Raw genomic sequence first — 22,532 nt, forward strand, 5'->3', positions numbered from 1 at the left:
TTAGCCTACCGAGCCCTCAAGGCTGATCGCCACCAACTGCTGCGCTTCCATCGCGAATTCCATCGGCAGCGCCTGCAGCACTTCCTTGCAGAACCCGTTCACGACCAGCGCCACGGCCTCTTCCTCGTCCATGCCGCGCTGACGGCAATAGAACAGCTGATCGTCATCGACCTTGGAAGTGGTCGCTTCGTGCTCCACCCGGGCCGAATTGTTGCGCACCTCGATATACGGCACCGTATGGGCGCCGCATTTGTCGCCGATCAGCAGACTGTCGCACTGGGTATAGTTGCGCCCGTTCTTGGCCTTCGGGTGCATCGACACCAGACCGCGATAGGTGTTCTGCGCATGGCCCGCGCTGATGCCCTTCGACACGATGCGCGACTTGGTGTTCTTGCCCAGATGCACCATCTTGGTGCCGGTATCGGCCTGCTGGTAATTGTTCGCGATGGCGATGGAATAAAACTCGCCCTGGCTGTCATCGCCGCGCAGGATGCAGGACGGGTATTTCCAGGTCACTGCCGAGCCGGTTTCCACCTGGGTCCACATCACCTTGGACCGGTCGCCACGGCAATCGGCGCGCTTGGTAACGAAGTTGTAGATGCCGCCCTTGCCTTCCTCGTCGCCCGGATACCAGTTCTGAACGGTCGAGTATTTCACCTCGGCGTCTTCCTCGACGATGATTTCGACCACCGCCGCGTGCAGCTGCGCCACGTCACGCTGCGGCGCGGTGCAGCCTTCCAGGTAGGACACGTAGGATCCCTTGTCGGCGATGATCAGCGTGCGTTCGAACTGGCCGGTGTTTTCCGCGTTGATGCGGAAATAGGTCGACAGTTCCATCGGGCAGCGCACCCCCGGCGGCACGTAGACGAACGACCCGTCCGAGAACACGGCGCTGTTCAGCGTGGCATAGAAGTTGTCCGATTGCGGCACGACCGAGCCGAGGTATTTCTTCACCAGCTCGGGGTGTTTCTTGATCGCCTCGGAAATCGAGCAGAAGATGACGCCCGCCTTTTCCAGCTCCGCCTGGAAGGTGGTGCCCACCGAAACGCTGTCGAACACCGCGTCCACCGCGACCTTGCGGCCCTCGGCGGGGGCTTCGTCCGCCCCTTCGATCCCGGCGAGGATCATCTGTTCCTTCAGCGGGATGCCCAGCTTTTCATAGGTGGCCAGCAGCTTGGGATCGACCTCGTCCAGCGACTTGGGCTTTTCCTCCATCGATTTCGGACGGGCATAGTAATACTGGTCCTGGAAATCGATTTCCGGGTAGTTGACCATCGCCCATTTCGGTTCTTCCATCTGCTGCCAGCGCTCCAGCGCCTGCAGCCGCCACTCGGTCATCCATTCCGGTTCGCCGTTCTTGTCCGAAATCAGCTTCACGATATCGGCATTCACGCCCTTGGGCGCGTATTCCATCTCGATCTCGGTTTCCCAGCCGTATTTGTACTTGCCGCCGACTTCGCGGACGGCATCGACCGTTTCCTGATCGACGCCTTCCTTCACCTTGTCGGTCCCCTTGGGGTTGTCCACAACAGTCATGTTCTTCTCCAGTTCGCGTCTCGGTCACGCCGCGCGGGCGTGGAATTTCTTCTGCTTTGCGGCCCAGGCTTCTGCAAAGCGCATCACGTCGTCTTCTTCGGTCTCCAGCCCCAGCGACACCCTTATCGCGCCGGCGGCCACGTCTTCGTCATATCCCATCGCGGTCAGCACCTTGCTGGCGCGCACCTTGCCGCTGGAACAGGCTGACCCGGCGCTGATGGCGAAGCCGGCCAGGTCCATCTGCATCACCTGCGTTTCGCCCTTCCACCCCGGCGTGGCGAAACAGCTGGTATTGGGCAGCCGCTGGGCATCCTTGCCGACGAAAATAGTCTCCGGCGCCAATTCGGCGAGGGTGGTTTCCAATTTGTCGCGCAGCACGGCCACGCGATCCCATCTCCCCTCGGCCAGGTCGCGCGCCGCCACTTCCGCCGCGGCGCCGAAACCGGCAATGCCGATCACGTTCTCTGTGCCCGCGCGCCGGCCCATTTCCTGCCCGCCGCCCTTCAGTTGCGCCGCGATATCGGTACCGCGCCGGATCACCAGCGCGCCGACGCCCTTCGGCCCGCCCAGCTTGTGCGCCGATACCAGCGCCGCCGTGGCCCCGGACCAGTTGAAGGCCAAAGGCAACTTGCCGAACGCCTGCGTCATGTCCGACAGTGCCAAACCCTCGGGCAGATCCTGCACCACGCCGGTTTCCGAATTGGCCAGTTGCAGCACCGACGCAGCCGGATCGGTCACCGTCACGCCGCCATTCGCATTCACCGGCAAGTCCGGTTCGACCCAGGCCGACACGGCATCATGCTCGACCAACGCACCGTGAAATCCGCGCCCGGCGCAGCACAAGGCCGCCGCCTCGGTCGCGCTCGAGGTGAAGACCACATCGGCGCCATCGGCGCCCAGGGCCGCCGCCACCTGACCGCGCGCCTTCTCGATCACCGCTTTCGCCGCCCGCCCCTCGGCATGGACCGAGGACGGATTGCCATAGACATCCATCGCCGCGACCATCGCCGCGCGCGCCTCTGCCCGCAGTGGCGTGGTAGCGTTATGATCCAGATAGACGCGGTTCATTTCTCGCGGTCCTTCATCTCTTGCAAAGCGGCGCCAAACTCCGCCGCAACATCTGCCCGCAGGTAGTACTTGGTATTAGGGTCCGCCACGTCTTTCGCTTCGATGTCCATCAAGCGCAAAAGCGGGATCAGAATGGCCCCTGAAATCTCTGCATATCCCGGCTTCGGCACAGTGAGCCGGTTGCGCATTTTTGTCAGGAACTTGCTCTCCGCGCTCCAGGTTTCGAGGGCATCCCCTGCTGCGCGATCAAGGAACCGCAGCAGATCATCCAGCCCCATGCCTTGAAAAGCGATGCGCTCAAAATCCGAACGACGTCTTTTCCGCTGCTCCGCCAGTGTCTGGCGCCCCCAGACATCGACGACAACAACACCATCGCCACCGTCAAGAACGGGCGGCAACGCCTGCAGTGCATCAAGGGGGGAAAGAGCGGCGGTGTTCATGGATTACTCCTCGTCCACCACGTCGAACAGGTGCGGCACCGCAGGACAGGGCGCCAGGCTATTCCCGACCACGTCCGACAGCCGCGCCTGGTGCAGGAAGACGTAAACATGCGCCGACAGGCTTTGCCACAGCCGGTTGGTCACCGATTGCGCCTTCGATCCCGACGCGGCACCGCTGGCGCCGGCGCCCTTGTGCATCGCGTCCACGGTTTCATCCACCGCCGACAACACCTCGACCACGCGGATTTCGCTGGTCGGCCGGGCCAACCGGTAACCGCCGCCCGGACCGCGCACTGATTCGACCAGTCCGGCGCGGCGCAGCTTGACGAAAAGCTGCTCCAGATAGGGCAGCGAAATGTCCTGCCGCTTGGAAATCTCGCCCAGCGTGACCAGCGCGCCCTCGTCCTGCAAGGCGATATCGGCCAGCGCTACCATAGCGTAACGACCCTTGGTACTGAGTTTCACCGCGCTCATCCTTTGCGAACTGATTGACGATCAGGCCTGCAAGGCTTATCTCGCTAGAACCCGCCCGGTATATTCACCGGCAATTTAGAAAAGTTCTAAGGTGCTTGAGCGAATTCGTCAAGAATAACCGCGCACCTATATGCAGGAGACAGGCACGCAATGCCCGAGGTCATTTTTCCCGGTCCCGAAGGTCGCCTTGAAGGCCGCTATCATCCGCAAAAAGACCGCGACGCGCCGATTGCCATCGTCCTGCACCCGCACCCGCAATTCGGCGGCACGATGAACAACAAGGTTGTCTACAACCTGCATTACGCCTTCTACAATCTTGGCTTCACGGTGCTGCGATTCAATTTCCGCGGCGTCGGGCGCAGCCAGGGCGAATATGACCAGGGCGTGGGCGAGCTCAGCGATGCGGCCTCGGCGCTCGATTACCTGCAGTCGATGAACTCGAATTCCAAGCACTGCTGGGTCGCGGGCTTCAGCTTCGGTGCCTGGATCGGCATGCAACTCTTGATGCGGCGGCCGGAAATCACCGGTTTCATCTCGGTGGCGCCGCCGGCCAACATGTACGATTTCTCGTTCCTCGCCCCCTGCCCCAGTTCGGGCCTGATCATCAACGGCACCGCAGACCGCGTGGCGCCGCCCGCCGATACCGAGGCGCTGGTGAACAAGCTGCACGAACAGAAGGGCATCACCATCACCCACGAACAGATCGAAGGCGCGGGTCATTTCTTCGAAAAGCCCGAACACATGGACCAGATGATCGGCACGGTCAGCGACTATGTGAAGCGCCGGCTGACCGAAAACAGCCGCTGAGGTCCGCGATGGGCGTTGCCGAGGATCTCGCCGATGCGCTGGCCCGCGACACGATCGAGGCCGCCGAGGCGCTGAACGACGACAATTTGATCGATCAGGTCGCCAAGCAGATCGGCGCGTCGTCGCAAACCACGCAAGAGGCCTTCCTGACAGCCGTCCGGGTGCGGCTGGCGGAAAAGCGCGCGCGCAAGTTCCTCGAAGGCCGGTTGAACAGCGCCCTGGCCGCATCGAAAAGGGCGAAGGAGTGAGCGCCCGACTCGACGCGCAGCTTGCCTTCCTGACCGAGGCTTGCCGGCTGAAACAGGTGGACCGGCAGAACATCCTGCAGGACCTGTCGCGGCCGGAAAATTCCGCCGAGCACAGCTGGCACGTGGCTCTGTACACGCTGCTGATGGATCACCCGCAATTCGGCGCTTTCGACCGCGACCGCGCCATCGCGATGATCCTGTTGCACGATCTCGTCGAAATCGACGCGGGCGACCACCCGATCCACCAGGATCACGACCCCGAAAAAATCGCAGCGGCCGAACGCGCCGCCGCCGACCGGCTGTTCGCCCTGCTGCCGCCCGATCAGGCCACCACGCTGCGCGCGCTGTGGGACGAATTCGAGTCGGGCACCAGCGCGGAGGCGAGGTTCGCCAAACAAATGGACCATGTGCAGCCGATCCTGCAGGCGGTGTCACCGCAATCCCCGCGCGCGGATCAGGTATCGGTGGTGCGCGGCAACCTGTCCGACGGACGGGCGCGCAACCTGCACCGTGACTGGCCCGAATTTCACGCCCAGGTGACGGCGCGGATGGAAAACGCCGATCCGGAACGGTCCGACCTGACCGCTCGTGTCGGTTTCCTGAACGAGGCCGACGCGTTGAAATCCGTTTACCGCGCCACCCTCATCGCCGGCGGATCGCGGCGCGAAAACAGCGCCGAACACAGCTGGCACCTGGCGCTTTATGCGCTGGTTCTGGGGGAACATGCCGCGACGGGCGTCGATATCACCCGCGTCATCCGGATGCTGCTGATCCACGACCTGGTGGAAGTGGATGCCGGCGACGCGCCGATCTTCGCCACCTATGACATCGCGGCGAAGGAAGCCGAGGAACTGGCGGCGGCTGAACGGATTTTCGGACTGCTGCCCGGCACGCAGGCGGCCGAGTTGCTGTCGCTTTGGCAGGAATTCGAGGCCAACGAGACGCCGGACGCGCGCTTTGCCAAGGCGCTGGACCGGTTCCAGCCTCCGAACCAGAACTTGGCTTCGGGGGGCGGGTCGTGGATCGAATATAACGTGGATTATGACACGATCGCGGCCCGGGTGGGCGCGAAGATTGCCCATGGCGCGCCGGTTCTCTGGGACTGGATTGCGCCTCAGATCAGGGATTTCCTGGCCGAACGGGCATAAGGGGGCGCTGCCCCCGCCGCGCGTTGCGCGGCTCCCCCGGGATATTTTGCAAAAGAAGAAGTTCCCGGCGCATCTCCCGATCAGCGCAGGATCGGGATGTGCGGGGCGGCGGTTTCCGGCAGAGTTCCGGTCAGGCGCGGATCGCGGGCGATTTCGATCTGCCGCTTGATCGCGGCGAATCCCGAACGGCGGTAGAAATCAAGCGCGGCCGGATGATCCATCGTGCAGGTATGGACGTGAAACCGGCTGATCGGTTCGGCCCAAGCCTTTTCGATCGCGCGGTTCATCATCCAGCGCCCGGCGCCGGTGCCGATCGTATCAACGGCGAGGCCGAAAAAGGCCAGTTCACATTCGCCCTGCTGGCGCAAATCGAGTTCCAGCAGACCGACCGCTTCACCATCCCGTTCCGGCACGTAAAGGTGATTGCGCGGATCGTTCAGGATCGCGGCAAGATCCGCATCGGGCATTTCGAGCCGCGAAAACCAGAGCCAATCCTCGCCACCGACGCGGCGGAACAGGGCGCGGTACCAGTCCGGATCGGGGGCGGTGACGCGGCGCAGGGTCAGGCCCGGGTCGGTTTCCGGCCGCGGTTCGGGCCGCGCGCGCATTTCCAGGTGGGTGACCACCGTGGCCACATGGCCCGTGGGCACATCGTAAAATCCGGGCTGCAGCATCATTTGGCCTTCCGTTTCTTTTCTTCCACCACCTTCTGCGCCAGATCGCGGGCGATGGCGAAGGCGCCCTTGATCTTGTCGCTGTCGGCTTTCCAGTCGCGGCGCACGACGATCTTGTTGTCCTTGACCTTGGCCAGCCCGTTCTGCGCCTGGATGTATTCCACCAACCCCTGCGGCGAGGCGAACTTGTCGTTATGGAACTGGATCGTGGCGCCCTTCGGCCCGCCGTCGAGCTTTGCGATGCCCGCCTTCTTGCACATCTCCTTGATCCGCACGATCAGCAGCAGCGTGTTGACCTCCTTCGGCAGCTTTCCGAAGCGGTCGATCAGTTCGGCGGCGAAGCCTTCCAGTTCAACCTTGCCCGACAAACCACTGAGGCGGCGATACAATCCCAAGCGCACGTCAAGATCGGGCACGTATTTTTCCGGAATCAGAACCGGCACGCCGAGGTTGATCTGCGGCGCCCATTGATCGTCGACGTCGCTCAGGCCTTCCAACTCGCCGGCCTTGATCTTGGCGATCGCCTCTTCCAGCATCGACTGATAAAGCTCGTATCCCACGTCGCGCATCTGGCCCGACTGTTCCTCGCCCAGCAGGTTGCCGGCGCCACGGATATCGAGATCCTGAGAGGCCAGCGTGAAACCGGCGCCGAGCGTGTCGAGCGACCCCAGAACCCGCAGCCGTTTTTCCGCCGTCGCCGTCAGCTTGGCGCGCGGCTTGGTGGTCAGGTAAGCGTAGGCGCGGGTTTTCGACCGCCCCACCCGGCCGCGGATCTGGTAGAGCTGCGCCAGCCCGAACATGTCGGCGCGGTGCACCACCATCGTGTTGGCGGTGGGAATATCAAGCCCGCTTTCCACGATGGTCGTCGCCAGCAGCACATCGTACTTGCCGTCGTAAAAGGCGTTCATCCGCTCATCCAGATCGCCCGCCGCCATCTGGCCGTGGGCGGTGATGAAGCTGACCTCGGGCACCTGTTCGCGCAGGAATTCCTCGATCTCCGGCAGGTCGGAAAGGCGCGGCACCACGTAGAAGCTCTGGCCGCCGCGATAATGTTCGCGCAAAAGCGCTTCGCGGATGGTGACGGCGTCGAATTCGCTGACATAGGTGCGGATGGCCAGCCGGTCGACGGGCGGCGTGCCGATGATCGACAGGTCGCGAACACCTGACAGCGACAGTTGCAGCGTGCGCGGGATCGGCGTGGCGGTCAGCGTCAGCACATGGATGTCCGAGCGCATCTGTTTCAGCCGCTCCTTATGCGCGACGCCGAAATGCTGTTCCTCGTCGATGATCAGCAGGCCAAGGTTCTTGAACTTGACGTTCTTGGCCAGAAGCGCATGGGTGCCGACCACGATATCGGCGGTGCCGCGCGCCATCGCGTCGCGGGTTGCGCTGGCTTCCTTCGCGCTAACGAAGCGCGACAACGGTCTGACTTCTATGGGAAATCCACGGAAGCGTTCGGCGAAGCCCTTGTAGTGCTGGCGCGCCAGCAGCGTGGTCGGCGCGATCACCGCCACCTGCACGCCGGACATGGCGGCGACGAATGCGGCGCGCATCGCCACCTCGGTCTTGCCAAACCCCACATCGCCGCAGATCAGACGGTCCATCGGCCGGCCCGAGGTCATGTCGCTCAGCACGTCATCGATCGCGCGCAGCTGGTCGTCGGTTTCCTGGTACGGGAACCGGGCGCTGAAGGCTTCCCAGGCGTGGTGCTGCGGTTCCAGCACCGGCGCGTGGCGCAATTCGCGTTCGGCGGCGACCCGGATCAGCCGGTCGGCCATTTCGCGAATGCGTTCCTTCAGCTTGGCCTTCTTGGCCTGCCATGCGCCGCCGCCCAGACGGTCCAGCAGCGCTTCGTCATGGCCGTATTTGGTCAGCAGCTCGATATTTTCGACCGGCAGGTAGAGCTTGGCGCCCTCGGCATATTCCAGCTCGATGCATTCATGCGCCGCACCGGCGGCGGTGATCACTTCGAGCCCCACATAGCGCCCGATCCCGTGATCGAGATGCACCACCAGATCGCCGGGCGTGAGCGAATGGGTTTCGGTCAGAAAGTTTTCCGCCCGCCGTTTCCTGCCCGGTTTGCGGATCAACCGGTCGCCCAGAACGTCCTGTTCGGAAATCACCGTCAGATGCGGTGCCTCGAACCCGTGTTCCAGTGGCCAGACCGCCAAGTGCAGCCCGTGCTTGCCTATGCCCCTGATGTCGCGCACGGTGACCGCGCCGATCAGGTCCTCGTCTTCCAGCAGACCTTCGATCCGCTCGCGCGCGCCTTCGGAATAGGAGGCGACGATCACCGGCCCCTGCTCCATCCTGGTGCGAATATGACCCGCTAACACTTCGAAAAGATTGACGTTTTCCAGTTGCCGTTCGGGCGAGAAATTGCGCCCGATCCGGCCGCCCGCATCGATCACGCCGGGGCCGGACGCCTGCGCCAGCGGGTGAAACTGCACCACGCGGCGATCGGCGACGGCCGCTTCCCAGGCCGCATCGTCCAGATAAAGCCGGTCCGGCGGCACCGGTTTGTAAACCGTGTCCATCCGCCCCTTCTGCCCCATCGCGATACGGCGGGTTTCATACTGATCCTCAATCGTTTCGAACCGGCTCAGCCGCGACGGGGTGACCTGATCGTCCAGCGTCACCGGCGCGCCCGGCAGGTAATCGAACAGCACTTCCAACCTTTCGTGGAAAAACGGCAGCCAATGTTCGATGCCCTGATGCTTGCGACCCGCGCTCACCGCCTCGTAGAGCGGGTCGTCGGTGCCGGCAGCGCCGAATTCAAGCCGGTAATTCTGCCGGAACCGCAGGATCGCGGCCTCGTCGAGGATGACCTCGGACACCGGGGCCAGTTCGACAACCTCCAGCTTTTCGGTGGTGCGCTGGCTGACCGGATCGAACCGCCGCGCCCCGTCCAGGACGTCGCCGAACAGGTCCAGCCGCACCGGCCCGCCTTCGCCCGGCGGGAAGATGTCGATGATGCCGCCGCGAACGGCGTAATCGCCCGGTTCCATCACCGTCGGCGCCTGGGTGAAGCCCATGCGGACAAGGAATTGCCGCAGCGCCTGTTCGTCGACGCGGTGATCGACCCGCGCGGTAAACGCGGCCTCGCGCAGCACGTCGCGCGCGGGCACCCGCTGCATCGCCGCCGACACCGTGGTCAGCAGCACGAATTGCTTCGGCGCGCCATGCACCAGCCCTGCCAGCGTCGCCATCCGCGCGGCCGAGATATCGGCATGCGGGCTGACCCGGTCATAGGGCAGACAATCCCAAGCCGGGAAGCTGAGGACAGGCATGTCGGGAGCGAAAAATCGCAGTGCGGCTTCCATCGCCGCCATGCGCTTGTCATCGCGGGCGACATGAATCACCGGGCCGTCGCACTTGCCGATCTCGTCAAGGATCAGCTTGGCGTCAAAGCCCTCAGGCGCGCCCCCCGCGGTGATGAACGGTCTGCTCTTCGTCATGGAAGATGTTGTATCCCAGTGGTTTGAAGTGGTCTTGATCGAAGCGGTCGGCCAGGCTTGAATAGATGCCCCACATCGAGGTGACGAAGATGGATATCATCCCGATCACCTGGGTCCAGATGCGTTGCCGCGTCAGGTATTTGCGCAGCAGGCTTCCGCTGGCCTGCTCGGTGCGGATACGATGGGCGCTCCTGATCCGCAACAGCCAGACGATCGACATCGGAAAGCCGAGGCAGAAAAGCGCTTGGGCGATCTGCAGATTGTAGACGAAGCCCAGCAACAGCAGCGATGTCAGCAGGAAACAGGCGAACCCCAGCAGCCACAGCCCCGAGACCTCGGTGATATAAAGCAGCCGGTTGATATTGATCCGCGCCATATCTTCCAGATCGGCCTGCGCCTCGCCTCCCTTGCGGGCGGCGCGCACAACCATGTCATAAGGCACGCCCAGCACCCAATGGCTGGCGCCGGACCACATCACCGCCAGCGCAATCCAGAACCACAAGTTCGAAAAGGATCGCAGATCCAGCACTTCATTCAGCGTCTGATACCAGGTCAAGCCAATGTTTCCCGTCTGTTCCTTGCCGACTGCATACTTTGCCCGCGCGGCAATTCCTACCCTTGAGATGCAGGAAATTACATGTCACCCATGTCTTACTGAGAAAGGACATAACCGATGCCATATCAAAGCCAGGCCCCCTTCCCCCATACCCGGTTCCGTCGCACCCGCCAATCACCGCAGATCCGGGCGCTGGTGCAGGAAAACACCCTCGGGGTCGGCGATCTGATCTGGCCGGTCTTCGTGCGCGACGGCGAAGGGGTCGAAGAACCCGTCGCCTCGATGCCCGGCGTGATGCGCCGCTCGGTCGACAAGATCGTCGATGCCGCCCGCGAAGCCGCCGATCTGGGCATCCCGGTGATCTGCCTGTTCCCCTATACCGACCCGGCGCTGAAAACCTCGGGCTGCGAAGAGGCGTGGAATCCCGACAACCTGTCGAACCGCGCCACCCGCGCGATCAAGGACGCCGGCATCGACATCGCGGTGATGTCGGACGTGGCGCTGGACCCCTACAATGCCGACGGCCACGACGGCTTCGTTGTCGACGGCAAGATCGTCAATGACGAAACCGTCGAAGCGCTGGTCAAGCAGGCGCTGGAACAGGCCCGCGCGGGCGTCGACATCATCGGCCCCTCCGACATGATGGACGGCCGCATCGGCGCGATGCGCGCGGCCTTGGAAGCCGAAGGGTTCAAGGACACCATGCTGCTGTCCTATTCGGCAAAATATGCCAGCGCCTTCTACGGCCCGTTCCGCGACGCGGTCGGCGCCAGCGGCGCGCTGAAGGGAGACAAGACCACCTATCAGATGAACCCGGGCAACACCGACGAGGCGCTGCGACTGATCGAACGCGATCTCAGCGAAGGCGCCGACATGGTGATGGTGAAGCCCGGCATGCCCTATCTGGACATCTGCCGCAGGGTGAAGGAACGCTTCGCGGTGCCGACCTATGCCTACCAGGTGTCGGGCGAATACGCGATGATCCAGGCGGCGGCGCTGAACGGATGGATCGACGGCGAAAAGGCGATGATGGAAAGCCTTCTGTGCTTCAAGCGCGCCGGCTGCGACGGCATCCTGACCTATTTCGCGCCCGCCGCGGCAAAGAAACTTCACGGCGTGCGATAAGCCGCTCATCGGGGCGCGATTTGCGTGACAGAACGCGGGTTGCGCCCTATACTGTCTTGCAACCGGCAGATATAGCCGGAGAGCAGTCAGTCAACGAACAGGCGATACCATGACACAGTTTACACGACGCAGCTTCACGCTGGCCGCCTTGGCGGGCGCTGGTGTGACCGCAGCCTGCGGCAACGGCGTAGGCAGCACCGCAAGTTCCACCATCGATGCCCGCGTCGACAAGACGCTGGAGTATCTTTACAGCCGCTACCCCAACACCCGTGATCTGGCCGACAAGTCCAACGGCATGCTGGTGATGCCGCTGGTGACCGAAGCCGGGTTCGGCATCGGCGGCGGCTATGGCCGCGGTGCGCTCCGAGTCAACGGCACGACGGTGGATTACTATTCGGCTGCAAAGGGCAGCATCGGGTTGCAGATCGGCGCGCAGCAATTTGCCCATGTTCTGTTCTTCATGACCGAGGACGCGCTGATGCGGTTCCGTCATTCGCCCGGCTGGGCGGCGGGAGCCGATGCGGAATACGTGCTGAAGGACCAAGGCGGCAACCTGCGCGCCGACACCACCACCGCGACCAGCCCGGTCGTGGCGGTGATCTTCGGTCAGGCCGGGCTGATGGCCGGGGCGACTCTGGAAGGCGTGAAATACACCCGGATCATTCCCTGATCCGACGAATCGGACAGATCGATTGCAAACGCCCCGCGGCTCAGACGGCCGCGGGGCGTTTTTATTGAATACGGTTAAGTTATCGGCAGAAGCTCTCAGCTCTCTGCCTTCTTTTCCCAGCGACCCGATCCCTCGGACCAGTACTGCGCCGAACAGCCCGCGCCGGTGAGCTGCTTCCACTGCCCCCGCGCCACCTGCACCGCCTCTTCCTCGGTGCCGTCGAACAAGATGCAGACCCGTTCCATCGCCTGCACCTCTTCCGGCGTTACCTCGGCGCCGTCGATCGTCATCAGGCAGGCCGGATCGTTGCCCGGCACCTCGCCCACCACGGTCAGCAGCACCGGCTGCAGCGCGTCATGCGGCCCACCCAACAGCCCGTGCGGCAGGAACCCTTCCTCGGGACCCAGCCATAGCCTCTGATCCAGCCATTCCATCCGGCCGCGATCCTGGCCGCGCACCGCCACCTTCCAGCCGGCGGCAAGCGACTTGCCCGCCAGCATCGGCAGCGTCACGTCCAGCGGCGTGCGGGTCAGGTGATAGAAAAACGCGGTCCCCAACCGATCAGCCCTCGTAGCTGTCGGCCACCAGCCGGTCCAGCGCCATAACGCCCCAGCCGGTCGCGCCCTTGGGCGCATAGGAGGTGTCGGTTTTCACGCTGGCGACGCCTGCGATATCGAGGTGGATCCAAGGCATGTCGTCCTTGATGAAGCGCTGCAGGAACTGCGCCGCGGTGATCGACCCGGCAGGCCGGCCGCCGGTATTCTTCATGTCCGCGATGCGCGATTTCAGCATGTCGTCATAGGCCTGACCCAGCGGCATCTGCCACGCGCCTTCATCCGCGGCCTCGGCGGCCTTCAGGAACGCCTTGCACAGATCGTCGTCGTTGGAAAACACGCCCGCGTTTTCATGCCCCAACCCGATGATGATCGCGCCGGTCAGGGTCGCCAGGTCGATCACGCCCGACGGGTTGAACCGGTCCTGCGCGTACCACAGCACGTCGGCCAGCACCAAACGGCCCTCGGCATCGGTGTTGATCACCTCGATCGTGTCGCCCTTCATCGATTTCACCACGTCGCCCGGGCGGGTGGCGTTGCCCGAGGGCATGTTTTCAACCAGCCCGACCAGACCGACGACATTGGCCTTGGCCTTGCGCAGCGCCAGCGCGCGCATGACACCGGACACCACGCCGGCGCCGCCCATGTCCATCGTCATATCTTCCATCCCGGCGGCGGGTTTCAGGCTGATGCCGCCGGTGTCGAACACCACGCCCTTGCCCACCAGCGCCAGCGGCGGCGTGTCCTTTTCGCCGCCCTGCCATTGCATCACGACGACCTTCGAAGGACTGTCGCTGCCCTGCCCGACCGACAACAGGCTGCCCATGCCGAGCTTTTCCAGATCCTTCTCTTCCAGCACCTCGACGTTAAGGCCGATATCCGTCATCGCCTGCAGCCGCGCGGCGAATTCGGTGGTGGTCAGGACGTTGGCCGGTTCATTGATCAGATCGCGGGTGAAGAACACGCCTTCAGCCACCGCCAGAAGCGGTGCGGCGGCTTCGGCCGCCTCCTCCGGCTTGGAACAGGCGATCACGGTTTCCGCGTTTTCTTCCTTGTCCGCGGTCTTGTGATCAGTGAAGTCGTATCCGCGCAGGGCGATCCCCTGAGCCAGTTGTTCAACCCGCCGCAGGTTGCCGGCCAGGATCAGCTGATCCTGGCCGCCCTTGACCTTGGCCAACGCCGCACCGGCCTTGCGCGCTTCGGTTTCGGACGGACGCCGCGACAGGCGCAGCACGTCCAGCGCCTCTGCCTCCATCCCCACCGGGCAGGCGATCGAGGCGACCTCACCATCCTTCATCTTGTCGAACCGTTCGGATCCGACGAACCGCGCCAGCGCCCCCTTGCTCAGCCGGTTCACCCGCCGCGCGCCGGGGTCGAGCTTGCCTTCGCTATCGACGATGACGGCGACGCGGCCACGCTGGGCGGCAATGAGATCGAGATCGGTTGCAACGAAACGAATGGAAATCGGCGCGGTCATCTGGTGCTCTCCTAATGAATACCCCCCGATACCTAGCGCCCCGCCGCCGACATTGCCAGATAGCAGTTTTCCCCCCCGGCGACATCTTGTAACGTCCCGGCAGAAATAAGCTTTGCCTTGGGGGGCCCGTGTCCAGATTCGACAGATACATGCTGTCGCAGTTGATGGTGCTGTTCGGATTTTTCGCGCTGGTTCTGGTGTCGATCTATTGGATCAACCAGGCGGTGCGGCTGTTCGACCGTCTGATCGGCGACGGCCAGTCGGCTTTCGTGTTTCTCGAATTCACCGCGCTGACCCTGCCCAACGTGATCCGGCTGGTGCTGCCGATGTCGGTGTTCGCCGGTTCGGTCTATGTCACCAATCGATTGTCGAGCGAATCCGAACTGGTGGTGATGCAGGCCACCGGGTTCAGCCCGTGGCGGCTGGCCCGACCGGTGATGTATTACGGGCTGATCGTCGGGGTGATGATGTCGGTGCTGACCCATGTCCTGGTGCCGATCAGCCTGGGCCAGATGAAGCTGCGCGAAGCCGAGATTTCGCGCAATATCACCGCAAGGCTGCTGACCGAGGGCACCTTCCTGCACCCGACCGACGGCGTTACCTTCTATATCCGTGACATCACTCTCGACGGCACGCTGAAAGGCGTGTTCCTGTCGGATCGCAGAAGCACGGAGAGGGCGATGACCTACAGCGCCAGCCGCGCCTATCTGGTTAATGACGACGGCGAGGTGAAACTGGTCATGGTGGATGGGCTGGCGCAAAGCTACCTGCGTGAGGGCAACCGGCTATTTACTACGCATTTCACTGATTTTTCATATGATATCAGCGAATTGATTGGCGCTCCTGACCTTCATGTGCGGCAGATCAGGCACAGCCCCACTTGGGAACTGGCACGCGAACCGGCCGCCATCGCGGCGGAAACCGGCGAAAGCGTCGGCCGCGCCATCGAAGAGCTGCATTACCGTGTGAATCAGGCATTCCTGTGCGTGGTTGCCGCCTTGATCGGATTTTCCACCCTTCTTGTCGGCGGTTTTTCTCGCTTCGGCGTCTGGCGGCAGATCGTGGCAGCGCTGGTGCTGCTGGTGATCGTGAAGCTGGTCGAAGGGCTGGTGACCGACGCCGTGCGCGCCGATGTCGATCTGTGGCCGCTGGTCTACGCCCCCTCGATCGTGGGCGCCGCGATGTCGGCGACGCTGCTGCACTGGGCCGCACGGCCGCGACGACGGCGGCGGGCCGCAACGATGGGCACGACGGAGGCGGCGGCATGAAACTCGACCTCTATTTCGCCCGCAAGTTCTTCACCATCTTCGCCGGGATCACCGGGGTGTTCTTCCTACTGATGCTGCTAATCGATTTCGTCGAACAGATCAGCCGCTTTTCCGCCGAGGGCATCCCGCTGACCGACATTTTCGAACTGACGCTGCTGAACACGCCCGAGGGGCTCTATAACATCCTGCCGCTGGTGATGATCCTGGCTACGATCACACTGTTTCTGGGGCTGGCGCGGTCGTCGGAACTGGTTGTCGTGCGCGCCTCGGGGCGTTCGGCACTGCGCAGTCTGGCGTCGCCTCTGATCGTGGCGGCGATCATCGGGTCGCTCACGGTCGCGATGTTCAATCCGATCGTCGCGGCGACTTCGAAACGCTATCACGAATTGTTCGAGGCCTATAAAAGCGGATCCTCCAACGTGTTTTCGATCAGTGCCGAAGGGCTGTGGCTGCGCCAGGGCAGCGAGAAAGGCCAGACCGTTATCCGCGCCGCGCGCGCCAATCCCGACGGCACTACCTTCTACGACGTCACCTTCCTCAGCTATGCCACCGACGGCGGTCCGCTGCGCCGCATACAAGCCGACAGGGCGGTTCTGGAAAAGGGACAGTGGTCGTTGACCCGCGCCAAGATCTGGCCGCTCGATCCCGACAAGAATCCCGAAGGCGCGGCGGAATTTCGTGAAGAACTGATCCTGCCCTCGTCCCTGACGCAGGAACGGATCCGCGATAGTTTCGGCCTGCCCAGTTCGATTTCGATCTGGAACCTGCCAAGCTATATCGTGCAGCTGGAAGAAGCCGGGTTTTCCGCCCGCCGCCACGCCGTATGGCTGCAGATGGAACTGGCCCGGCCGCTGTTCCTGATGGCAATGGTGCTGATCGCATCGGCCTTCACCATGCGCCACACGCGCTTTGGCCGCACTGGCATCGCGGTCCTGACGTCGATCATGCTGGGTTTCAGCCTGTATTACATCAGAAACTTTGCACAAATTCTTGGCGAAAATGGACAAATCCCGATTATGCTTGCCGCTTGGGCGCCCCCGGTCGCCTCGGTCCTGCTTGCGCTCGGGCTGCTTTTGCATATGGAGGACGGATGATGAAACACCGTCTTCTTCCGCTTGTCCTCGCCGCGCTTCTGGCCCCGGCCCACAGCTTGCCCGTTCAGGCGCAGGACAGCGCGCCGGGCGAACAGCAAAAGACCAAGGACGCGGTGCTGATCGCGGACAACCTGCAGGTCGTGGGCCGCAACCGGCTGATCGCCGAAGGCCATGTCGAAGCCTTCTACGACGGCAAGCGGCTGAACGCGGCACGGATCGTTTATGACCGCAAGGAAGACAAGCTGACCATCGAAGGCCCGATCACCCTGTCGGATGGTGCCGACGTCGTGATCCTGGCCGATTCCGGCGAATTGGACCGCGGGCTGGAAAACGGGTTGCTGCGCGGCGCGCGGATGATCATGAACCAGCAGCTGCAACTGGCCGCCGTGCAGATCAGCCGCGTCGGAGGGCGCTATTCACAGCTTTACAAGGTTGCCGCGAGTTCCTGTCGGGTCTGCGACAGCGATACGCCGCCGCTGTGGCAGATCCGGGCCCGCAAGACCACGCACGACCAGGAAACGCACCAGCTCTACTTTGAAAACGCACAATTGCGGATCATGGACGTGCCGGTCTTCTGGCTGCCCCGGCTGCGTCTGCCCGATCCGACGGTGAAACGGGCCACCGGATTCCTGATCCCGTCGCTGAAGCAGAATACCCAATTGGGTCTGGGGCTGAAGATGCCCTACTTCATCAGGATGGGCGACTCGCGCGACCTGACGCTGACGCCCTACCTGTCGTCCAAGACACGCACGCTGGAACTGCGTTACCGGCAGGCCTTCCGCAACGGGCGGATCGAATTCAACGGCGCGCTTTCGAGCGATTCCATCCGGTCGGGCAATCGCGGCTACCTGTTCGGCGAAGGCCTGTTCGACCTGCGCAACGATTACCAGCTCAGCTTCAATATCGAAGCAGTGAGCGACCGCGCCTATCTTGTCGAATACGACTATTCCGACAAGGACCGGCTGGAAAGCGAAGCGGCGCTGACCCGGGTCAGGCGCGACGAATACACCCGCGCGGCGTTGACGTCGTACCAGACCCTGCGCGAGGGCGAGGACAATTCGACCCTGCCCACGATCATTGGCACGGTGGAATACGAAAAACGTTTCTTTCCGAAGCTTCTGGGTGGCGAAGCTCGACTATCCCTCGGGGCGCATTCGCATTACCGGTATTCCGATCTGGATATCGACGGACGCGATATCAGCCGCGCCGATGCCGAACTCAGCTGGCGCAACAGCTGGACCCTGCCGGCCGGTATTCGCGCTGAATATCATGCCGGGCTGGCGGTCGACGGGTTCGTGGCCTCGCAAGACAGCACCGCCACCGACCAGGACACGGTGGTGACGCCGCAAACCAGCCTGACCCTGCGCTGGCCGTGGATAAAAACCGCCCGAAACGGCGCCATCCACGTGATCGAACCGGTGGCGATGATCGGCTGGTCCGGCGGGTCGAACGCCAACGTGCCGAACGATGAAAGCACCCGCGTCGAATTCGACGAAGGCAACCTGTTGTCGCTGTTGCGCTTCCCCTCCTATGACCGGCGCGAACGGGGCAGCCAAGCGGCGCTTGGGCTGTTCTGGACCCGGCTGGGCCCGCGCGGCGGCGGGTCGACGCTGGCCGTCGGGCAGGTCTATCGCGAAGTCAGCGACGCGAATTTCAGCATCAGTTCGGGCCTGACCGGCACCACCTCCGACCTTTTGGTCGCGGGTCAGGTCAAGACGGCGAATGGCCTCTCGCTCAGCGCGCGCACATTGCTGAGCGAACAGGGATTTGACGTTTCCAAGGCCGAAGCGCGCGCGGCCTGGCTATTGCCGCGCGGCGGCTTTGGGGCGTCCTATGTCTGGTTGGGCGCAGATGCCGACGAGAACCGCACATCGACCGTTTCGGAATGGCTTCTGGACGGCTATTACCGGTTCTCGCGGCATTGGTCGGGAACCGCCGATTGGCGCTATGACATCGTGTCGGACAGCACCGCCGAGGCGAGTCTCGGACTGATCTACCGGAACGAATGCGTGCAGGTAAATCTTTCCCTCTCGCGCCGCTTTACCTCTTCCACTATCGTCGAACCGTCGACCTCTTTGGGCTTTACTGTCAGGCTTACCGGGTTTAGCGCTGGCAGCGTTGATAAAAGTTATACCCGCAGTTGCAGGAACAAGGGACTATGAAACAGACCATGCGCCAGATCCTATTCGCCGCCGCTGCTGTCGGAACCATCCTGACGGCCCCTGTGTCGGCGCTGGCCCAAGGGCTTTTCGATTCGGTGATCAAGGTCAATGACCGGGTCATCACGCAATATGAAATCGACCAACGCGAATTGCTGCTGGGGGTTCTGAACGTGCCCGGCAACCACGCCAAGCTGGCGCGTGAACAACTGATCGAAGATCGGCTGAAACTTGAAGCCTCGGACGCGGTCGGGCTGCGGATCGCACAGGAAGGGATCGACAAGGGAGTGGCGGAATTCGCTTCCCGCGGCAACCTCAAGCCCGAACAGCTGTACCAGTTGCTGGCCCAGGAAGGCATCGACAAACAGAGCTTCCATGATTTCATCCTGTCCGGCACCAGCTGGCGCGAACTGATCCGCGCGAAATACAATAGCCGCGTTTCGGTGTCGGAAACCGATATCGACAAGGCGATGAACGCCATTTCCGGCGGTGGTTCCGTGCAGGTGCTGCTGTCGGAAATCATCATTCCGATCCCGCAAGGCCGCGAGGCGGACGTGCAGGCGCTGGCCGAGGAGATCAGCCAGATCGAAAGCTATGACGCGTTTTCCGATGCCGCGCGCAAGTATTCCGCCGCGAACAGCCGCAATGTCGGCGGGCGGCTGGGATGGATGCCGATCACCAACCTGCCGCCCGCGCTGCGCCCGCTCCTTCTGGACCTGGCACCGGGGGAAGCCACCGCACCCTTGCCGTTTCAGGGCGCAGTGGCGGTGTTCCAGATGCGCGGCATCCAGGAATCCGCCTTCAGGTCGCCGGAAATCGCCGCGGTCGAATATGCCGCCTATTACATGCCAGGCGGCCGCAGCGCCGAAACCCTGGCGCGGGCCGAAAAGCTGCGCGGCGAAATCGACAGATGCGACGATCTTTACGCCGTCAACAAGGGCCAGCCCGACGAATTGCTTGACCGGGTCAGCGCCACGCCGGCAGACCTGCCGCGCGACATCGCACTGGAACTGTCCAAGCTCGACAAAGGCGAGGTATCGACCAACCTGACCCGAGCCGACGGGCAGCAATTGGTTTTCCTGATGCTGTGCGGCCGCACCCCGGCCAGCGCCGGGGACACTTCGCGCGAAGACATCGCCAACCAGCTGCGCAGCCGGCAACTGGAAGCCTTCGCCGACGGCTATCTCGAGGAACTGCGCTCCGAAGCCCGGATCACCACTCGATGACCGCCCCGATCGCGCTCAGCTGCGGCGAACCGGCCGGGGTCGGTCCTGAAATCGCGACCACCGCCTGGCGACATCTGGGCGACAGCCTGCCGTTTTTCTTCATCGGCGACCCGCGCCACCTGCCCGACGGCACCCCGGTGGTGGAAATCACCGCACCGTCAGAGGCGGTCGCGGCATGCCGCGACGGGTTGCCGGTGCTACGCCATGACTTCCCCGCCCCGGCCCGCGCGGGGCAGCCCGATCCGGCAAACGCGCAAGGCGTGATCGACGTGATCGCCCGCGGCGTGGATTTGGTGCAAAGCGGTGCGGCGGCGGCGCTGTGCACCCTGCCGATCCACAAGAAGGCGCTGAAGGACGGGGCGAATTTCGCCTATCCCGGCCATACCGAATACCTGGCGGCACTGGCCAGTGTTGAGCGGGTGGTGATGATGCTGGCCTGCGACGCATTGCGGGTGGTGCCCACAACGATCCATATCGCGATCTCGGAGGTGCCGAAGCAGCTGACCGCCGACCTGCTGGCCGACACGATCCGCATCACCGACAGCGCCCTGCGCCGCGATTTCGGGATTGCCGCCCCACGCCTTGCCGTGGCCGGGCTGAACCCGCACGCGGGCGAAGGCGGCGCGATGGGGCGCAAGGAAATCGACCTGATCATTCCGGTTCTGGACCGGCTCAGATCCGAAGGCCTGTCGCTGGACGGGCCGAAATCGGCCGATACGATGTTCCACCCGGCGGCGCGGGCGCAATACGACGCGGCGATCTGCATGTATCACGATCAGGCACTGATCCCGATCAAGACGATCGATTTCGCCAGCGGCGTCAATGTCACGCTAGGCCTGCCGTTCATCCGCACCTCGCCCGATCACGGCACCGCCTTCGATATCGCCGGCAAGGGGCTTGCCGATCCGACATCGACCATCGAAGCGCTGAAAATGGCCGCGGGCATGGTCGCGAACAGGGCGGCATCATGAGCGGAATCGACAATCTTCCCTCGCTACGCGAGGTGATCGACAGCCACGGCATCGCGGCGAAGAAATCGCTCGGCCAGAACTTCCTGCTCGACCTGAACCTGACCGCGAAAATCGCGCGGCTTGCGGGCGACCTGAGCGAATGCGACGTTCTGGAAATCGGCCCCGGCCCCGGCGGGCTGACCCGCGGATTGCTGGCCGAGGGCGCGCGCAAGGTTCTGGCGATCGAAAAGGACAGCCGCTGCATGCCGGCGCTGGCGGAAATCGCCGAGGCCTATCCGGGCCGGTTACAGGTGATCAATGGCGACGCGCTGGATGTCGACCCGCTGGAGCACCTGACACCGCCAATCCGCATCGCCGCCAACCTGCCTTATAACGTAGGCACCGAATTGCTGGTGCGCTGGCTGACACCGAAGGAGTGGCCGCCATTCTGGACCTCGCTGACGCTGATGTTCCAGAAGGAAGTGGCCGAACGTATCGTGGCGCAACCGGGATCGAAGGCCTATGGCCGGCTGGCGATCCTGGCGCAATGGCGGACCGACGCGCGGATCGTGCTGCACCTGCCGCCCGAGGCCTTCAATCCGCCGCCCAAGGTGCATTCGGCGGTGGTCAACCTGACCGCCCTGCCCGAACCGCGGTATCCCGCCGATCCGAAGAAATTGGAACAGGTGGTGGCGCGCGCCTTCAACCAGCGTCGCAAGATGCTGCGCGCGGCGCTGAAGGGCATGGCACCGGATATCGAGGACCGGCTGATCGCATCGGGCATCAAGCCCACCGACCGGGCCGAAACCGTGGGGCTGGAACAGTTCTGCGCATTGGCACGGAACCTGTCGGAAAGCTGAGCGCCAGCCGCGCATTTATATTCCTGCTGAACGGTTGGGGGCGTGCCCCGCGCAAGAAACAGGCCCCTCGCGGGGCCTGTTTCACATCCTGTGACACGGATCACTCCGCCGCTTCGGGCGCTTCCGGTGCAGGGGGCGGATCCTTCGGCGCATCCGAAGAGTCGTCGGCGGGCTTGCGCGCGCGCGGTTTGCGCGGCTTGCTGGCCCGCTTGGGCTTCTCGGCTTTTGCCTCGGGCGTTTCGACCAGCCCGCTATCGCCTTCCTCGCCGTGATCGACCACGTCAGGCTGTTCGGAGCTGCCCGGGTCGGTCGCGACAGCGTCCTGTTTGCGCGCCGGTTGCGCGGCTTCGCGTTCCTGTCGCGCGGCGCGTTCGCGGTCGCGTTCGGCCTGGCGTTCGCGGTTTTCGCGTTCCTGCTGTTCGCGCCGCGCTTCCTGCTCGCGCTGCGCTTGGCTCAGCATCCGCAGGTAATGTTCCGCATGCTGCTGGAAGTTTTCAGCCGCCACACGGTCATTGCCCAGCTGCGCATCGCGCGCCAGTTGGTTGTACTTGTCGATAATCTGTTGCGGTGTCCCGCGCACCTTGCCCTCGGGGCCCGAACTGTCGAACACTCGATTAACGATATTTCCGACATTGCGGCTACTGTTGCGGTTCGGCTTCGACCGCGAACGGGATTTGGAAGATCTCATCTTACTGCTGTCCAGCCTTCACATTTTCAGCGTCGTCGGACCCGTTTCACGC

The 22,532-nt window shown here is 63.4% G+C and carries 21 protein-coding genes; 11 read left to right on the forward strand and 10 right to left on the reverse strand.

Annotated elements, in window-relative coordinates; all coding sequences use genetic code 11:
• The 4 genes from sufB to iscR are packed head-to-tail and all read right to left on the reverse strand — an operon-like array spanning position 1 to position 3,509.
• On the reverse strand, positions 1–1,536 hold the full coding sequence (gene sufB / locus IT775_RS02030) for a Fe-S cluster assembly protein SufB (RefSeq protein ID WP_212699391.1): 1,536 nt from the start codon (positions 1,534–1,536) through the stop codon (positions 1–3).
• 24 nt (positions 1,537–1,560) lie between these two features.
• On the reverse strand, positions 1,561–2,604 hold the full coding sequence (locus tag IT775_RS02035; protein ID WP_212699392.1) for a cysteine desulfurase family protein: 1,044 nt from the start codon (positions 2,602–2,604) through the stop codon (positions 1,561–1,563).
• On the reverse strand, positions 2,601–3,044 hold the full coding sequence (locus IT775_RS02040; protein WP_212699393.1) for a hypothetical protein: 444 nt from the start codon (positions 3,042–3,044) through the stop codon (positions 2,601–2,603). Before IT775_RS02040 ends, IT775_RS02035 begins: the two co-directional genes overlap by 4 nt.
• A gap of 3 nt (positions 3,045–3,047) precedes the next feature.
• Positions 3,048–3,509, reverse strand: coding sequence for a Fe-S cluster assembly transcriptional regulator IscR (gene iscR, locus IT775_RS02045; protein WP_212699394.1), 462 nt, complete (start codon positions 3,507–3,509; stop codon positions 3,048–3,050).
• A gap of 159 nt (positions 3,510–3,668) precedes the next feature.
• Here iscR and IT775_RS02050 point away from each other — a divergent pair, with 159 nt between their 5' ends.
• Genes IT775_RS02050 through IT775_RS02060 form a run of 3 tightly spaced genes read left to right on the forward strand, consistent with a single transcriptional unit; the run spans position 3,669 to position 5,721 of the window.
• A complete protein-coding gene (locus IT775_RS02050) occupies positions 3,669–4,325 on the forward strand; it encodes an alpha/beta hydrolase (protein WP_212699395.1) in 657 nt (218 codons plus the stop codon).
• 8 nt (positions 4,326–4,333) lie between these two features.
• Positions 4,334–4,573, forward strand: coding sequence for a hypothetical protein (locus tag IT775_RS02055; protein WP_212699396.1), 240 nt, complete (start codon positions 4,334–4,336; stop codon positions 4,571–4,573).
• The gene (locus IT775_RS02060; protein ID WP_212699397.1) at positions 4,570–5,721 is read left to right on the forward strand and encodes an HD domain-containing protein; all 1,152 of its coding nucleotides are present in this window, start codon (positions 4,570–4,572) and stop codon (positions 5,719–5,721) included. The genes IT775_RS02055 and IT775_RS02060 overlap by 4 nt, the downstream gene beginning before the upstream one ends.
• An 80-nt stretch (positions 5,722–5,801) precedes the next feature.
• Here IT775_RS02060 and IT775_RS02065 read toward each other — a convergent pair whose 3' ends face one another.
• From IT775_RS02065 to IT775_RS02075, 3 genes are read right to left on the reverse strand one after another with little or no spacing between them, the layout of a single operon-like run.
• Entirely contained in the window at positions 5,802–6,398 is a 597-nt protein-coding gene (locus IT775_RS02065; protein ID WP_373049822.1) for a GNAT family N-acetyltransferase, read from the reverse strand.
• Positions 6,395–9,853, reverse strand: coding sequence for a transcription-repair coupling factor (mfd, locus tag IT775_RS02070; RefSeq protein WP_212699398.1), 3,459 nt, complete (start codon positions 9,851–9,853; stop codon positions 6,395–6,397). Before mfd ends, IT775_RS02065 begins: the two co-directional genes overlap by 4 nt.
• Positions 9,810–10,409 (reverse strand): component of SufBCD complex, encoded by a 600-nt coding sequence (locus IT775_RS02075; protein WP_246525220.1) that lies wholly within the window; start codon positions 10,407–10,409, stop codon positions 9,810–9,812. Before IT775_RS02075 ends, mfd begins: the two co-directional genes overlap by 44 nt.
• 117 nt (positions 10,410–10,526) lie before the next feature.
• Here IT775_RS02075 and hemB point away from each other — a divergent pair, with 117 nt between their 5' ends.
• Together hemB and IT775_RS02085 are read left to right on the forward strand one after the other, a co-directional pair.
• Entirely contained in the window at positions 10,527–11,534 is a 1,008-nt protein-coding gene (hemB, locus tag IT775_RS02080) for a porphobilinogen synthase (RefSeq protein WP_212699399.1), read from the forward strand.
• Positions 11,535–11,643: 109 nt separating this feature from the next.
• A complete protein-coding gene (locus IT775_RS02085; RefSeq protein ID WP_212699400.1) occupies positions 11,644–12,204 on the forward strand; it encodes a lipid-binding SYLF domain-containing protein in 561 nt (186 codons plus the stop codon).
• Between the two features lie 95 nt (positions 12,205–12,299).
• Here IT775_RS02085 and IT775_RS02090 read toward each other — a convergent pair whose 3' ends face one another.
• Together IT775_RS02090 and IT775_RS02095 are read right to left on the reverse strand one after the other, a co-directional pair.
• Positions 12,300–12,761, reverse strand: a complete 462-nt coding sequence (locus IT775_RS02090; protein WP_212699401.1) for a DNA polymerase III subunit chi — start codon at positions 12,759–12,761, stop codon at positions 12,300–12,302.
• Between the two features lie 4 nt (positions 12,762–12,765).
• Positions 12,766–14,235: a leucyl aminopeptidase gene (locus tag IT775_RS02095; protein ID WP_212699402.1), complete on the reverse strand. Its 1,470-nt coding sequence runs from the start codon at positions 14,233–14,235 to the stop codon at positions 12,766–12,768.
• A 149-nt stretch (positions 14,236–14,384) separates the two neighbouring features.
• On the opposite strand from IT775_RS02095, the gene lptF reads away from it, so the two are divergent.
• The 6 genes from lptF to rsmA are packed head-to-tail and all read left to right on the forward strand — an operon-like array spanning position 14,385 to position 21,792.
• Positions 14,385–15,503, forward strand: a complete 1,119-nt coding sequence (gene lptF / locus IT775_RS02100; RefSeq protein WP_212699403.1) for an LPS export ABC transporter permease LptF — start codon at positions 14,385–14,387, stop codon at positions 15,501–15,503.
• Positions 15,500–16,597: an LPS export ABC transporter permease LptG gene (lptG, locus tag IT775_RS02105; protein ID WP_212699404.1), complete on the forward strand. Its 1,098-nt coding sequence runs from the start codon at positions 15,500–15,502 to the stop codon at positions 16,595–16,597. The genes lptF and lptG overlap by 4 nt, the downstream gene beginning before the upstream one ends.
• A complete protein-coding gene (locus tag IT775_RS02110) occupies positions 16,597–18,759 on the forward strand; it encodes an LPS-assembly protein LptD (RefSeq protein WP_343231099.1) in 2,163 nt (720 codons plus the stop codon). The genes lptG and IT775_RS02110 overlap by 1 nt, the downstream gene beginning before the upstream one ends.
• Positions 18,756–19,982 carry a peptidylprolyl isomerase gene (locus IT775_RS02115; RefSeq protein ID WP_212699406.1) on the forward strand — a complete coding sequence of 409 codons (1,227 nt, stop codon included), beginning with the start codon at positions 18,756–18,758 and terminating at the stop codon, positions 19,980–19,982. The genes IT775_RS02110 and IT775_RS02115 overlap by 4 nt, the downstream gene beginning before the upstream one ends.
• Entirely contained in the window at positions 19,979–20,953 is a 975-nt protein-coding gene (gene pdxA, locus IT775_RS02120; RefSeq protein ID WP_212699407.1) for a 4-hydroxythreonine-4-phosphate dehydrogenase PdxA, read from the forward strand. The genes IT775_RS02115 and pdxA overlap by 4 nt, the downstream gene beginning before the upstream one ends.
• On the forward strand, positions 20,950–21,792 hold the full coding sequence (gene rsmA / locus IT775_RS02125) for a 16S rRNA (adenine(1518)-N(6)/adenine(1519)-N(6))-dimethyltransferase RsmA (RefSeq protein ID WP_212699408.1): 843 nt from the start codon (positions 20,950–20,952) through the stop codon (positions 21,790–21,792). The genes pdxA and rsmA overlap by 4 nt, the downstream gene beginning before the upstream one ends.
• 100 nt (positions 21,793–21,892) lie before the next feature.
• Here the strand turns inward: rsmA and IT775_RS02130 are convergent, their stop codons facing one another.
• Positions 21,893–22,480, reverse strand: a complete 588-nt coding sequence (locus tag IT775_RS02130) for a DUF4167 domain-containing protein (protein WP_212699409.1) — start codon at positions 22,478–22,480, stop codon at positions 21,893–21,895.
• Between the last annotated feature and the right edge of the window lie 52 nt (positions 22,481–22,532).

This window comes from Thalassovita aquimarina, assembly GCF_018219815.1.
Classification (GTDB): Bacteria; Pseudomonadota; Alphaproteobacteria; order Rhodobacterales; family Rhodobacteraceae; genus Thalassobius; species Thalassobius aquimarinus.